The organism is Haloplanus aerogenes, assembly GCF_003856835.1.
Lineage (GTDB): Archaea > Halobacteriota > Halobacteria > Halobacteriales > Haloferacaceae > Haloplanus > Haloplanus aerogenes.
Genome location: NZ_CP034145.1, coordinates 45,165 through 58,367 on the forward strand (window position 1 = coordinate 45,165; position 13,203 = coordinate 58,367).

At 68.3% G+C, this 13,203-nt stretch carries 14 protein-coding genes; 3 read left to right on the plus strand and 11 right to left on the minus strand.

Annotated elements, in window-relative coordinates; translation table 11 throughout:
- Position 1: 1 nt before the first annotated feature.
- Positions 2-964: a C-terminal binding protein gene (locus DU502_RS00230; RefSeq protein ID WP_121921264.1), complete on the plus strand. Its 963-nt coding sequence runs from the start codon at positions 2-4 to the stop codon at positions 962-964.
- Here DU502_RS00230 and DU502_RS00235 read toward each other — a convergent pair.
- The 3 genes from DU502_RS00235 to hisA all read right to left on the minus strand — a co-directional run bounded on the left by DU502_RS00235 (position 961) and on the right by hisA (position 2,629).
- Positions 961-1,200 carry a hypothetical protein gene (locus tag DU502_RS00235; protein WP_121921263.1) on the minus strand — a complete coding sequence of 80 codons (240 nt, stop codon included), beginning with the start codon at positions 1,198-1,200 and terminating at the stop codon, positions 961-963. The genes DU502_RS00230 and DU502_RS00235 overlap by 4 nt on opposite strands.
- A 79-nt stretch (positions 1,201-1,279) precedes the next feature.
- Positions 1,280-1,864, minus strand: coding sequence for an imidazoleglycerol-phosphate dehydratase HisB (hisB, locus tag DU502_RS00240; protein ID WP_121921262.1), 585 nt, complete (start codon positions 1,862-1,864; stop codon positions 1,280-1,282).
- A gap of 42 nt (positions 1,865-1,906) precedes the next feature.
- Positions 1,907-2,629 carry a 1-(5-phosphoribosyl)-5-[(5-phosphoribosylamino)methylideneamino]imidazole-4-carboxamide isomerase gene (hisA, locus tag DU502_RS00245; RefSeq protein WP_121921261.1) on the minus strand — a complete coding sequence of 241 codons (723 nt, stop codon included), beginning with the start codon at positions 2,627-2,629 and terminating at the stop codon, positions 1,907-1,909.
- Positions 2,630-2,724: 95 nt separating this feature from the next.
- Between hisA and glmM the strand changes: the two genes are divergently transcribed.
- On the plus strand, positions 2,725-4,086 hold the full coding sequence (gene glmM / locus DU502_RS00250) for a phosphoglucosamine mutase (RefSeq protein ID WP_121921260.1): 1,362 nt from the start codon (positions 2,725-2,727) through the stop codon (positions 4,084-4,086).
- Here glmM and DU502_RS00255 read toward each other — a convergent pair.
- The 6 genes from DU502_RS00255 to DU502_RS00280 all read right to left on the minus strand — a co-directional run bounded on the left by DU502_RS00255 (position 4,083) and on the right by DU502_RS00280 (position 10,699).
- On the minus strand, positions 4,083-5,207 hold the full coding sequence (locus tag DU502_RS00255; protein WP_121921259.1) for a DUF7118 family protein: 1,125 nt from the start codon (positions 5,205-5,207) through the stop codon (positions 4,083-4,085). The two genes, glmM and DU502_RS00255, sit on opposite strands and share 4 nt — an antisense overlap.
- Positions 5,204-5,572, minus strand: coding sequence for a phosphoribosyl-AMP cyclohydrolase (gene hisI, locus DU502_RS00260; protein ID WP_121921258.1), 369 nt, complete (start codon positions 5,570-5,572; stop codon positions 5,204-5,206). Before hisI ends, DU502_RS00255 begins: the two co-directional genes overlap by 4 nt.
- A 62-nt stretch (positions 5,573-5,634) precedes the next feature.
- A complete protein-coding gene (locus tag DU502_RS00265) occupies positions 5,635-6,639 on the minus strand; it encodes an A24 family peptidase (protein WP_121921257.1) in 1,005 nt (334 codons plus the stop codon).
- Between the two features lie 102 nt (positions 6,640-6,741).
- The gene (fer, locus tag DU502_RS00270) at positions 6,742-7,131 is read right to left on the minus strand and encodes a ferredoxin Fer (protein ID WP_121921256.1); all 390 of its coding nucleotides are present in this window, start codon (positions 7,129-7,131) and stop codon (positions 6,742-6,744) included.
- Positions 7,132-7,302: 171 nt separating this feature from the next.
- Entirely contained in the window at positions 7,303-8,727 is a 1,425-nt protein-coding gene (gene lpdA, locus DU502_RS00275) for a dihydrolipoyl dehydrogenase (protein ID WP_121921255.1), read from the minus strand.
- A gap of 64 nt (positions 8,728-8,791) precedes the next feature.
- Positions 8,792-10,699 (minus strand): methyl-accepting chemotaxis protein, encoded by a 1,908-nt coding sequence (locus DU502_RS00280; protein WP_121921254.1) that lies wholly within the window; start codon positions 10,697-10,699, stop codon positions 8,792-8,794.
- 216 nt (positions 10,700-10,915) lie between these two features.
- On the opposite strand from DU502_RS00280, the gene DU502_RS00285 reads away from it, so the two are divergent.
- Positions 10,916-11,305, plus strand: a complete 390-nt coding sequence (locus tag DU502_RS00285; RefSeq protein ID WP_121921253.1) for a hypothetical protein — start codon at positions 10,916-10,918, stop codon at positions 11,303-11,305.
- A gap of 98 nt (positions 11,306-11,403) precedes the next feature.
- On the opposite strand, the gene glyA is transcribed toward DU502_RS00285, so the two are convergent.
- Complete coding sequence (glyA, locus tag DU502_RS00290) at positions 11,404-12,657, minus strand: serine hydroxymethyltransferase (RefSeq protein ID WP_121921252.1); 1,254 nt, start codon at positions 12,655-12,657, stop codon at positions 11,404-11,406.
- A gap of 63 nt (positions 12,658-12,720) precedes the next feature.
- On the minus strand, positions 12,721-13,194 hold the full coding sequence (locus tag DU502_RS00295; RefSeq protein ID WP_121921251.1) for a hypothetical protein: 474 nt from the start codon (positions 13,192-13,194) through the stop codon (positions 12,721-12,723).
- Between the last annotated feature and the right edge of the window lie 9 nt (positions 13,195-13,203).

Here is a 13,203-nt window from a genome sequence, read left to right on the forward strand (position 1 = left end):
TATGAGCGACGCAACTGTCGTCTTCACCGACCACACCTTCGACGACCTCGACCTCGAACGCGAAATTCTCGCCGAGATCGGCGCCGACCTGATCGACGCCGAAGCCAGCGACGAGCCATTGGAGGCCCTTCTCGCGGACGCCGACGGCGTCATCGTGATGTACGAGGAGGTCGACGGCGACCTGCTCGACGCCATGCCGAACTGCCGGGTCGTCTCCCGGACGGGCATCGGCTTCGACAACGTCGACCTCGACGCGGCCACGGAGCGCGGCGTCTACGTCACGAACGTCCCCGACTACTGCATCCCCGAAGTGTCCAGCCACACCATCGCCCACCTGCTCGCGCTGGAGCGCAAGATCGTCGAGTACAACGACCGGATCAAATCGGGCGAGTGGGACGTGAACGCCGGGCGGACGATGCACCGCCTCGACGGCCAGACGCTCGGCCTGATCGCCTTCGGCGACATCGCCCGGGCGGTGGCGGAGAAGGCGTCCGCGTTCGGGATGGACGTCCTCGCTCACGACCCGTACGTCGACGAGGTGACGGGGGACGTACGGCTCGTCGACGACCTCTCGACCCTCCTCGCCGAGTCGGACGCCGTCTCGATTCACAGCCCGCTCACTCCCCAGACGCAGGGGATGATCGGCGCGGACGAACTGGCACAGATGAAAGAGTCCGCCTTCCTCGTCAACACCGCCCGCGGCGGCATCGTCGACGAGGACGCGCTGGCCGAGGCGATTCGGGAGGGCGGTATCGCCGGCGCCGGCCTCGACGTCCTCGCGGAGGAACCGCCGGCTGACGACTCGCCGCTCCTCGATCTCGAGAACGTGATCTTGACCCCCCACGCCGCCTACAACTCCGCGGAGAGCGTCGTCGAACTCCGGACGAAGGCGGCGCGAAACGTCGCGCAGACCCTCGCGGGCGACGTGCCCGACTACGTCGTGAACGACGACGTGCTGGACTAGACGAGCGGCCGGCGGTCCGGCAGCGATCCCGCATCCTCGGCCAGCACGACCCGGTCCGAACCCTCCAGTCGACGAACCAGTCCCTCCTCGTCCAGGTGGCGAACGGTCGCCAGTACGGTCAACAGGGGCAGTCGGAGCCGTTGCGCGATCCGATCCGGCGTAGCGTCCCCGACGCGCTGGAGGTACAGCACGACCAGTTTCGAGGTGTCGCTGTCGAGCCTGTCGAACGCCTGCATACCCCTCCGCTCTCACCCCATTATCAAATAATTAACGACGCGTGTCGAAGCCGGATACGACAGGAGTTGTATCCGATCACTACAGTTCGCCTTTCGTGCTCGGCGTGTCCGACCGCCGGTCGTCGATTCGGGTGGCGTCGTCGAGCGTGCGCGCGAGCGCCTTGAACAGCGCCTCGACCTCGTGGTGGGCGTTCTCCCCCGTCACGTCGACGTGCAGGGTGAGCCCCGCCTGCATCGCCAGCGACCGTGCGAAGTGTCGCGCCATGACGCTCGTGAACTCCCCGATCCGTTCCTCGGAGAACTCGCCCTCGAAGCGAAAGAGAGGGCGGCCGCTCACGTCGAGGACGACGCCCGCGACGGCCTCGTCGAGGGGGACGCGCCGGTCCGCGAATCGGCGGATGCCGCGCTTGTCACCGAGGGCTTCGTCGAACGCCGCGCCGAGGACGAGCGCCACGTCCTCGACGGTGTGGTGGTCGTCGATCTCCAGATCGCCGTCACACTCCACCGTCAGGTCGAACAGGCCGTGTTTGGCGAAGGATTCGAGCATGTGGTCGAAGAAGCCGATGCCGGTGTCGATGCGGGCGTCGCCATCGCCGTCCACGTCGAGCGTCAGATCGATGGTCGTCTCCGCGGTTTCACGGGAGACGGCGGCGGTGCGGTCCATACGCGACCCTCGCAGGGCGTGCGTAAGTCGGTTTTGGGGCGATCAGGCGTCCATCGCCTCGGGAAGGGTGAACGCCCCCTCGTACAGCGCGGTGCCGACGACGACGGCCGCGGCACCCGCCTCGCGGCACGCCCGCACGTCGTCCAGCGTGGCGACGCCGCCGCTGGCGATGATCGGAATATCCACCGCGTCCGCGAGACGTTCGATCCGGTCGGTCCGCACCCCTTCCAACCGCCCCTCCACGTCCACGTCGGTAAAGAGGATCGCGCCGGCACCGAGGTCCGCGTACCGCCCCGCGGCCTCCACGGGGTCGAGACCCGTTCCTTCGGTCCACCCCGAGACGACCACCTCGTCACCCTTGGCGTCGAGGCTCACGACGACGCTCCCCGGCCGCTGCTCGCTGATCTCGGCCACGATATCGGGCTGTTCTACCGCGGCGGTGCCGAGGATGACGCGGTCGACGCCCCGGTCGAGAAGCGAGAGCGCGTCGTCGACGGTACGGATGCCGCCGCCGAGCTGGACCGGCACGTCCACTGCGTCGACGATGGCCTCGACCGCCGGGGCGTTGGCGCGTTCGCCCTCGAAGGCGCCGTCGAGGTCGACCAGATGGAGGGTTCGGGCGCCCGCGTCGACCCACCGTCGCGCCGCCTCGACGGGATCACCGTATCGCTTCTCGGTTCCGCGCTCCCCCTGCACCAGTTGCACCACCTCGCCGTCCTGCATATCGACGGCGGGGATCACCTCGAACTCCGGGAACTGCGACATACCGAGGGAAAGGGGGTGGCGGGGTAAAGGCCGACCGATCCAGCGGTAGCGGATAGACGCAACGGATTTGTGGCCCCGGTGACGACCTCCTGCCGATGGAACTGTTCGGTTCGAGCGGTACGCGCGGGGTCGTCGGCGAGGAGTTCACGCCGGAACGCGTCCGGCAGGTCGCGGCGGCCACGGCGGCCGTCTGGGACGCCGACCGGGTCGCCGTCGCCCGCGACACCCGCCTCTCGGGCGGCCCCTTCACCGACATCGCGGCGGGCACCCTCGCGGCCGCCGGGGCCGACGTGGATCGACTGGGTGTCCTCCCCACGCCCGGCGTCGCCTACTACTGCGAACGGGAGGGCGTCCCCGCCGTCCACGTCACCGCCTCCCACAATCCGCCCGAGTACAACGGGATCAAACTCCTCGGCGACGACGGGACGGAACTCGGCGTCGACGCGTACGAACGGGTGGAAGCGCAGGTGTTCGCCGAGGGCAACGCCCTCGCACCGTGGGACGAGGTGGGCACGGCCCGACGGATCGACGGCGTCGAGGCGGACTACCGCGCGGACTTGCTGACCGGGATCGACCGCGAGACCGTCGCCGCGGCGGATCTCACCGTCGCGGTCGACCCCGGCCACGGTGCCGGCTCCACGATTTCGCCAGCCTTCTTCCGCGAACTCGGGTGTGCGGTCCGAACCGTCAACGCCGATCCGGACGGTCGATTCCCCGGCCGCGACCCCGAACCGGTGCCGGAGAACCTGACCGCCCTCCAGCGCCTCGTCCGCTCGACCGACGCGGACGTGGGGATCGCTCACGACGGCGACGCCGACCGCGCCATCTTCGTCGACGAACGCGGCGAGGTGATCGACGGCGACACCTCGCTCGCGGCGCTGGCGGCCGCGGCAGTGGCGGGAGACGACGTCGTCGTCGCCGCGGTCAACGTCTCCCAGCGACTGGTCGACGCCGTCGCCGACGCGGGCTCCAAACTCGACCTCACCCCCATCGGGTCGACACACATCGTCACGCGGGTTCGGGAACGCCTCGCGGCCGGTGATCGCGTCCCCATCGCCGGCGAAGGGAATGGTGGGGTGTTCTTCCCCGAGTACCGCCTGACCCGTGACGGCGCGTACGTCGCCGGGAAGTTCCTCGAACTGCTCGCCGACACGGGGGCCACCGCGAGCGAGATCGCGGCCCCGTACGCCGACTACCACTTCATCCGCGAGAACGTCGACTACGCCGACGCCGCGGAACGCGACCGCCTCCTCGGCGCTGCCGAGGGGTACGCCCGCGAGGCCGACGCCGACCTCGACACCACCGACGGCTACCGCCTCGACTACGGCGACGCGTGGCTGCTCGTCCGACCGAGCGGTACCGAACCCAAGATCCGTATCTACGCCGAAGCGCGGGACGAGAGCCGGGCGGCCACCCTCGCGGACGACCTGCTCGCTCACCTCGAATCGGCGCGCTAGGCGTCCGCAGTCTCCGAGAGCGCCGCTTCGATCCGCTCGCGTTCGTCGCGCGCGGCGGTCAGTTCCGCCTCGACGGCCCCTCGTTCGAGCCGTTCGCGTTCCGCCTCGTCGAGTTCGTCGCGGGCGAGGGCCGTCTCTCGCAGGCGCTCGTAGTCAACCTCGTCGGGCAGTCGCCGGAGCCGGCGCGCCTGCGCGACTACCGCCTCGGGCGCGAAGCGAGCGACGACCGAGACGAGTTCCGACGCCCGATACCGGAGACGCTCGGCCGACGGCGGCGGCCACGACACCGTCAACGGCTCGGCGTCGAGGCGTTCGAGGTAGGTCCGGTGGGTCGCCACGCGCGTCCGGAGCGCCCCGGGGTCGTCGACGTAGTGTGAGAGCTTCGAGGACGAGTAGTCCGCGTACTCTAGCAGGGTGGGGATGGACTCTTCGCCGGCGGGAGACGTGGTCACGTACTCGCGGAGATCCGGGGGGAGTGGCTGGAAGGCCGCGAGCGGGTACGCCTGACTCGCCTCGACGACGCGGAACACCTCGCGGGCGCTCGCCTCGCGGCGGAACTCGGTCCACGCGTCGGTGACGGCGTCGTCGTACGACTCGATGGGGTCACGCAGGCGTTCGACCGGGGCGTCGAGATCGGCCTCGCCCAGTCGCTGCAGGCGTTCGAGGTGGTCGATCCGCTCGTCGAGGTCACGCAGACGCTTCCGAGCGTCGCGGCGAGCCGTCTCGTACCGGTCTTCCGCCCTCTCGCGGTCCGCGAGGAGGGCCGCGCGGTCGGCCACCGGCCGGAGCGTCTCGCGTGCCTCCTCGAAGTCGTCCTCGCCGAGGCGGCGCTGGTCGAGGTGGTCGTTGGCCTCCTCGAACGCGTCGCGGGCGGGCAGATCGTCGTCCAGTCCCTCGACGAGTTCGACGAAGGCCTCCTGAAACTCGACGAAGGCGGCGAAATCGCCCGTCCCGGTCGCCCGCCCCTCGTAGCGGTCGAGGAGGTCGGTCGCCTCGCGGTAGGCGTCTCGCACGGCCGCCAGCCGCGCCTCGCCAACCTCGTCGACGGCGTCGCGGGCGTCGGCCAGTTCCTCGCGGGCCGACCGGAGTCGGTCGAGGTAGTCGTCGCCCTCGTCGCTCATCCGTCGTCGTACACCTCGTCGGGGTCGAAGACGCGGTCACCGACGGCCTCGCCCTCGACGGTCCGGTAGAAACAGGAGCGGTAGCCGGTGTGGCAGGCGCCGCCCTCCTGGTCGACGAGATAGAGGAGGGCATCGCCGTCACAGTCCACCCGTACCTCCTCGACGTGCTGGACATGGCCACTCGTGGCGCCTTTCTCCCAGAGTTCGTCGCGGCTCCGGGAGTAGTAGTGGGCGTGGCCCGTCTCGCGGGTGCGTTCCAGCGCCTCGGGCGAGACGTACGCCAGCATCAACACCTCGCCGGAGTCGGCGTCCTGTGCGACAGCGGGGACGAGGCCGTCAGAGCCGAAGTCCACGTCGACGGTCATGGCCGATGCAGGATGGCTCGACCGATAGGTCTTGTGTCACCGGGCGCGTCGTCGCCGTCGGCTCACACGGCGCCGACGGCGCGAAGCAGGCCGAACAGGAGGTCGCCGTAGATCAGTGCGATCACCAGCCCGAGGAAGACGGGGACGATGAAGGGCACGCCGGGCGAGAGCCACACCGTCTCCCGGGTCGTCACGACGCGCAGGCCCTCGCGGAGCCCCTCGGGTGTCGTGCCGTAGGCGTTCCCCTCGATGTCGTCGAGGAAGCGCTCGGCCGCCCACGGGTCGTCGTAGTCGCCGTCGAAGTCGGGGACTGTGTCGGGGTCGTCGGCGTCGCCGCCAGCGTCGACGGCGGCCGCGCCGACCGCTCCGTCCGTCGGGTCGTGTGTCTCCCCGACGCTCTCGGGGTCGCGGTACGTCTCGGGGTCGCCCCGGAGTGCCGCGAGGCTGGTTCCCCGCCAGCGCAGGTACATCCGCAGGGCGTCGACGTCGAGGCCGTGTCGGGTGAAGCCCTCGGTCGTCTCGAACAGGCGGCCGTGTTCGGTCGGGAGCGCCGCGACGGCCGTGCGCCGGCCGACGAACATGATGGGCGAGATATCGCCGCGGAGGGCGTTCCGGACGCCGAGATAGAGGGGGTAGGCGAGGCCGACGAGAACGGCGTTCGTCAGGATCGTCAGGGAGAAGACGCCGAGGTTGCTCGCCACGAGCGGATAGGCGTCGCCGGGCAGGTAGAAGACGGGGTAGGTCGGAAAGAGGATGGCGAGGGTCATCAACGCCTTGGCGTCGGCGCCGCCGAAGCCGCCGACCCACCAGAGGGCGTACGCGAGCGGGATCAGGATCAGGACGCTGACGCCGACCCGGACGAAAAAGAGGCGATCGTCGACGGTCGTCATCGGGAGGTGGCCGACGGCGTCGACGGCGAGGGTGAGGAGGCCGATGGCGACGAGCGGCGTCCACAGTCGGTTCGGGAGTCGTCGGGTGCGTACGTCGCGCCAGGCCGCCCAGCCGAGCGCCGGTACTGCGAGGAGTCGCAACAGGTCCGGCAACATGTCCGTCGTCGCCCCGAGCATTGTTGGCTACGGACACGGCAGGGTATTGGGGTTTCCGGATCGAGAGAGCGGTCGCTCGGCGGGTGGGTGCGAAAAAATTCGGGATCTGCCGGGAAACCGGCGTTAGATGACGCGGTTCTGGAGGTAGTCGAGGTGCTTCGCGTTGTAGACGAGCTTCACTTCGTCAGCCGTCGGGCTGCCGATACAGGTCAGCCGGACGTTCTTCTCCTCGACTTCCTCGTCGGAGAGGATCTGCTGCATGTCCATGTCCAGATCGCCCTCCATGACGATGGCCGCGCAGTTCGCACAGGCACCGGCACGGCACGAGAAGGGCCAGTCGTAGCCCTGTGCCTCGGCCGCTTCGAGGACGTACTCGCCCTCGTTGACTTCGAGCGAACCGTAGTCCTCGTCGCCGAGGTCGGCGTCAGCGGCCTTCTCGAAGAGGTCGTCGTCGTCCATATCCCAGCCGTGATCGTCCAGTACTTCGTAATTGAGGTATTCTACCGTGGGCATCAACGGAGTTGTTGAGCCGCCACCCCATTAGACTTTGCTGTTCGGCAAAGCCTTGTCGGCGTCTCCATCCCCGTCAGCGAATGTGTTCGATCGCGGCGCCGTCACCGAATATCGCCAGCTACGTGACAGAGTCCGAATAGCTGTGTCCGAGTGGACACGCCGGCGTCTCGGCTATCGGTTCAGCGTGTGAATCGCCTGCCCGAGCGCGTTCTCCGCGGCCTCCATCACCGCCTCCGCGAGCGTCGGGTGGGTGTGGATCGTCGCCGCCACGTCCTCCAAGGTCGCCCCCATCTCGATGGCGAGGGTTGGTTCCGCGATCAGTTCCGACGCCTCGGGGCCGACGATCTGTGCGCCCAGCAGGAAGCCGTCCTCGCTGGCGACCACGCGGACGAAGCCGTCGGTCTCGCCCGTCGTCAGCGCCCGCCCGCTGGCGTTGAACGGCATCTCGCCGACGACCGGATCGAACCCCTCCGCCTCGGCTTCGGCCTCGGTCAGCCCCACCGTCGCGATTTCGGGATCGGTGAACACGGCCGCGGGAATCGCGTGCGTATCGAACGCCGACGGTTCGCCCGCGATGGCCTCGGCGGCGACGATGCCCTCCGCCGACGCCGTGTGCGCGAGCATCGGTTCGCCCGCCACGTCGCCCACGGCGTAGATGCCGTCGACGTCGGTCGCACACTGGCTGTCCGTCTCGAAGAAGCCGTCGTCGGAGGGTTCCAGTCCGACCTCCTCGGCGTCGAGGGTGTCCGTGACCGGTTCCCGACCCACCGCGACGAGCACCCGGTCAGCGCCGTAGGTCGACTCCTCGCCGTCCTCGGTCTCCGTGGTGACGACGATGGCGCCGTCGGCGGCGTCGCGCCACCCGGTCGCCCCCTCGCCGAAGTTGAAGTCGACGCCCAGTTCCTCGGCGCGCTTGCGCACCACGCGCGACACGTCGTCCTCGTAGCCCGGCAACACGTCGTCGAGCATCTCGACGACCGTCACGTCACTCCCGAGCGTGGCGAAGACCGTCGAGAGCTCCATCCCGATGTAGCCCGCGCCGACGACGACGAGGCGGTCGGGGACGGCATCGAGGTCGAGCAACTGGGCCGAGTCGAGGACGGGGTCGTCCGCGAAGTCGAAACCGGGAATCGAGAGGGGGCGACTCCCCGTGGCGACGATGCAGTGTTCGAAGGCGACGGTTTCGGCACCCTGCCCTTCGCCACCGTGTTCGACTCGGACCGTCTCCGAATCGACGAACTTCGCCGTGCCCTCCATGAGGCTGACGCCGTTGGCCTTACAGAGTTTCTCGACGCCACTCGTGAGGCGGTCGACGACTCCCTCCTTCCACTCGCGCATAGTCGTGAGGTCGATAGCGGGGTCGGCGTAGACGCCCATCTCCTCGGCGGTCGCGGCGTCGTGGGCGACGCCCGTCGCCGTGATGTACGCCTTCGAAGGGATACAACCCCGGTTGAGACAGACGCCGCCGTAGGCGTCGCGTTCGACCAGCGTTACATCGAGACCGCGCTGGGCGGCGCGGATGGCGGCGACGTAACCGCCCGGCCCCGCGCCGATGACCAGTACCTCCGTCCCAGTAGTGACATCTCCGACGACCATGGATGCACGTCGCGAGGGCCGCGGGTATAAAGACTGGCGGGGATCGGCGGGCGCTTATAGCAGCTTACTCGCTCAGTTCGTCGACACGCGCCTCGAGTGCCTCCACGGCTTCCTGCTGGGTCGCCGTCTCGTCGACGACGGCGTCGGCCGTCTCGGCCACCAGATCGGTCGCCTCCCGCGCCTCACGGATCATCGAGGTGACGCCCTCGATGCGCACCGCCTGATCGTCGTTGGCGTCCGCGACCTCCTCGATGTCGATCGCGGCGGTCTCGACGGCGTCGGAGATCTCCTCGAACGCGCCGACGGTCCGTCTGATCTCGGTGTCCACCTCGTCGACCTGTTGGTGTGAGGCCTCGACAGCGGAGACGGTCTCCCTGGACTGGGACTTGATCCGCTCGATGTGGCCGGCGATTTCGTCCGTGTGGGACTGCGTCTCGTCCGCGAGATCCTTCACCTGGTCGGCCACGACGCCGAACCCGCTCCCGGCCTCGCCCGCCCGCGCCGCCTCGATATTGGCGTTCAGGGCGAGCAAGTTCGTCTGGTCCGCCACGTCGGCGATCACCTCGACCACCTGCTCGATTTCGTCCATGCGGGCGGAGAGTTCCGACACCGTGTCAACGAGCTCCTCGCTCGTCTCGTTGACCGCGTCCGCGACTTCGCGGGCGTCGCGGGCGGACTCGATGCCCGTCTCCACCTCCGACCGGGCCTGTTCGGCCGCCGTCGCCACCTCGTTCGACGTGGCGGCGATCTCCTCCATCGTCGCGCTGAAGTCGTCCATCTCCTCGGCGGCCTCCTGGAGCGAGGCGTTCTGCTCGTCGAGCTGGTCGTCGATGCGCTCTGCCGCCTCGGCCGCCGCCTCGATGGAGTCGGCGAGATCCTCCGTCCGGTCGTCGACCTGCCCGACCAGCGACTGGAAGTTCCCCGCCATCTCGTTGACGGCGCCGACGATGTCGAGGAGTTCGTCGTCGACCACCTCGGCCTGCCCGTCGAACGCCGCACGGGCCGTGAGTGAGCCATTACCGAGGTCTTCGAGCGTCGCCGTCACCTCGCCGACCAGCGACTCCATCGCCTCCTTCCGCCGGACCTCCTCCGTCCGGTCGTCGAGCATCTCGAACACGGCGAGCAGATTCCCGTCGTCGTCGAACATCGGTACCGCCCAGAACACGATCTCGATCTCCTCCTCGTCGAGCGTCGACGCCGTGCTCGTGTCCTTGTAGACGTGGTGGTCACTGTACGGCGTGTCCACCTTTTCCACGTCGAACTCCTCGTGGGCGCGATACGGCGCCTCGATCACCTTGTCGGCCAGCGTCAGTTTCCGGGCGCCCGCGCTGTAGGTCGCTTTGACCACGCTCTCCTGGGCGGTCTTGCCGATGGCCTCCTCGCGGTCCATCCCCACGAGCGCGGTGTGGCCGTAGTTCCAGCCGATCACGCGGTTGTTCGCGTCCAGCATGTAGATGGGGTACGGGATGGCTTCGAGCACCGCCTCTATCGTCAGGAGGGCGTCGGCGTACTCGGCGTCCCCGTCGGCCAGTTCGTCGTACACGGTCAGCCCAGAGACGGCGTCGGAGAGTGTGGCGTCGAGTCCGCGCCGGAGCGCCTCCTCCGCCGCCTCGACCTCCCCGTCACGGACCATGTCGAACGCGGCCGTGACCAGTTCGTCGACCGCACCGCCGTACGACGCCGCGAAGCCCGACGCCCCGACGCCCGCCGTCGCGTACTGTTCCGCGAGGTCGCGGCTCTCGTCGGCGTCAGTCTCGCCCGCGGCGACTGCCGCGAGGTGGTCGGCCTGGGCCGCCCGGAGGTCCTCGCGGACGGCCGGTACGTCGTCGCCGGCCAGCGTCGCCGCGTTGAGCGTCACGTCCAGTGACTGCGGTTCGTCGACCGGGTCGACCGTCACGCCCGCGGCTCCGCCGTCGGTGCGGGCGTCCCGGGCCGAGGAATCGGTTCCGAAGAGGGAGTGCAACCACGACATTACCGCGCGCTTCTTGGGACCCCGTATTGAACCTGTGCGTCAGATTTTCGACTTTGATAATCGACGGGCTGAAGTGAGAAGCGATGGCCGCAGTGACGGTCGACGGGACCCGTCGCGGCCGAGCTGTCGGTGTAATAGTACCAATAGTAACGGTACTAACAGCGTATTACTCAATCACGGGTGGTCCCTACGTAGAGATGGAGACGAAGAAGACAGATGCTCACTGATGCAATTTCGATCGTGTGTGAAGAGGCGGCCGGGACGCTCTGTGGACTGCCGCCGGGGACGGTGACCGCGGCGAAGGCGATGGGTGCGGGGGTCGCAGCGGGGTCGGCGGGCTCGACGGTCGAGCAGAACACGGCGCAGCTCACCGACGAGGAGAAGCAGATCGTCGCCACCGCGGTCCACAATGTCGCGGTGACGGCGGCCCGGGACAACCCGACCTGGTCGGAGGCACAGGCGAAGGAGTTCGGGATGTCGCTGGTGCTCGCGGCGAGTCAGATCTACTCGGGCGACGCCCTGAAGCAGGCGATGCTCGACGCGGTGAGCGCCAATCGGCAGCGTCACCACCGACTCATCGTGAACGTGGCCAAATCGCTCCGCTGATACGGTTTATTGTAAGTCAGTACCAGTGGTTCGCCGAACCGTCTTGGCGAACCACCGGTACACAGTTACAGTAATCCGTATGAAACGGACGGCCCTCGTTACTCGTACACCGGGAACTCGGCGCAGAGCCGGTCGACCTCGTTCCGAATCTCGCTCGCCACGTCGGCGTCGTCGGGGTTGTTCAGCCGCTCGACGATGAGTTCGCCGACCGTTTCCATGGCGTCCTCGTCGAAGCCGCGGGTGGTGAGTGCCGGCGTCCCGACGCGGATGCCGCTGGTGACGAAGGGCGAACGCGTCTCGCCGGGAACCGTGTTCTTGTTCACCGTGATGCCCACGTCGTCGAGGGCGTCCTCCGCCTCCTCGCCCGTGAGGTCCGGGTGGGATTCCCGGAGATCCAGCAGGAGGAGGTGTTTGTCCGTGCCGCCGGAGACGGGCTGGATGCCAGCGTCGGTGAACACGTCCGCGAGCGTCTGCGCGTTGGCGACGACCTGTTCGGCGTGGTCGACGAAGTCGGGTTCGAGCGCCTCGCCGAAGCCGACCGCCTTGCCCGCGATGTTGTGCATCAGGGGGCCGCCCTGTCCGCCGGGGAAGATGGCCTTGTCGACGGCGTCGGCGTGCTCCTCGCTCGTCATGATCATCCCGCCGCGGCCGGCGCGGATGGTCTTGTGCGTGCTCCCGGTGACGAAGTCGGCGGAGCCGACCGGCGAGGAGTGGACGCCCGCGGCGACGAGGCCCGTGATGTGGGCGATGTCCGCGAGGTGGTAGGCGTCGACGTCGGCCGCGATGTCGGTGAGCCGCTCCCACTCGAACTCGCGGGGGTAGGCGGAGGAGCCGCTGACGATGATATCGGGGTCGAACTCGGCGGCCTGTTCGGCCACCTCGTCGTAGTCGATGTACCCCGTCTCGGGGTCGACACCGTACTGTTCGACTTCGTAGAACTGGCCGGAGAAGTTGACGTGGTGGCCGTGGCTCAGGTGGCCGCCGTGGTTCAGGTCGAGCGACATGATCTTGTCGCCCGGTTCCAGCATGGCGAAGTAGACGCCCATGTTCGCCTGCGTCCCGCTGTGGGGCTGGACGTTGACGTGTTCGGCGCCGAACAGCTCCTTCGCCCGGTCGATGGCGAGGTTCTCGACGGTGTCCATGTGTTGACAACCGCCGTAGTACCGCTCGCCCGGATAGCCCTCGGCGTACTTGTTCGTCATGACGCTGCCCTGGGCCTCCATTACCGCCTCGGAGACGTGGTTCTCCGACGCGATCATCTCCAGATTGTTCTCCTGCCGGCGCTCCTCGCCCGCGATGGCTTCGGCGACCGCCGGATCGGTCTCCCGAAGGTGCGAATGGCTCGATGTCACGGGTAAGCTCACGGAAAACAGGCAAATAAGTAGCGTGGTCCGTCACAAACTTTCCCGCGGAACTTACCGCATCACGCTCCCGCTCCCACCACAGACGCCGCAGACGGTGTAGCCGCCGTTGCAGAAACACCCTACCCACTCGTCGCTGTACATCGGATTGTAGTCGTAGTCGTAGGTGACGCGCGACTCGTAGCGTCCGCCCATGCCGCCACAGGAGGAACAGGTCGTCCGCCCCGATCCGTAACAGACCGAACACTGGCGGTAGCGGTCGGGGGCGAGGACGTGGACCGCCGTCGACGGCGGCAGGCCGTTGTCGTCCTCGTGTGCCCGCAGAAAGCCGACGACCAGTTCCTGTGCGTCGGGCGTCACGCGGTCCAGGTTGGCCACGAGCGCCGCGTACAACTGCGCGGTCAGCGCGTCGTCTACCTGCCCGCGGGACGGATCCCACACCTGCCGCATCAGCGTGCTGACGAACGGTCGGTCGAGCAGGCGGCCGGCCCGTAGTTGCACGTCCATCTGGGGAACGAAGTGGTTCATTCCCTCTCA

Bases quoted from the DNA above. Each gene is read 5' to 3' on its own strand.
- DU502_RS00265 (WP_121921257.1), bottom strand. From the start codon at position 6,639: ATGCTCGGGGCGACGACGGACATGTTGCCGGACCTGTTGCGACTCCTC.
- DU502_RS00255 (WP_121921259.1), bottom strand. From the start codon at position 5,207: ATGAGCGACGAGGGCGACGACTACCTCGACCGACTCCGGTCGGCCCGC.
- hisB (WP_121921262.1), bottom strand. From the start codon at position 1,864: ATGGACCGCACCGCCGCCGTCTCCCGTGAAACCGCGGAGACGACCATC.
- DU502_RS00295 (WP_121921251.1), bottom strand. From the start codon at position 13,194: ATGAACCACTTCGTTCCCCAGATGGACGTGCAACTACGGGCCGGCCGC.
- fer (WP_121921256.1), bottom strand. From the start codon at position 7,131: ATGCCCACGGTAGAATACCTCAATTACGAAGTACTGGACGATCACGGC.
- lpdA (WP_121921255.1), bottom strand. From the start codon at position 8,727: ATGGTCGTCGGAGATGTCACTACTGGGACGGAGGTACTGGTCATCGGC.
- DU502_RS00280 (WP_121921254.1), bottom strand. From the start codon at position 10,699: ATGTCGTGGTTGCACTCCCTCTTCGGAACCGATTCCTCGGCCCGGGAC.
- glmM (WP_121921260.1), top strand. From the start codon at position 2,725: ATGGAACTGTTCGGTTCGAGCGGTACGCGCGGGGTCGTCGGCGAGGAG.
- hisI (WP_121921258.1), bottom strand. From the start codon at position 5,572: ATGACCGTCGACGTGGACTTCGGCTCTGACGGCCTCGTCCCCGCTGTC.
- DU502_RS00230 (WP_121921264.1), top strand. From the start codon at position 2: ATGAGCGACGCAACTGTCGTCTTCACCGACCACACCTTCGACGACCTC.
- DU502_RS00285 (WP_121921253.1), top strand. From the start codon at position 10,916: ATGCTCACTGATGCAATTTCGATCGTGTGTGAAGAGGCGGCCGGGACG.
- hisA (WP_121921261.1), bottom strand. From the start codon at position 2,629: ATGTCGCAGTTCCCGGAGTTCGAGGTGATCCCCGCCGTCGATATGCAG.
- DU502_RS00235 (WP_121921263.1), bottom strand. From the start codon at position 1,200: ATGCAGGCGTTCGACAGGCTCGACAGCGACACCTCGAAACTGGTCGTG.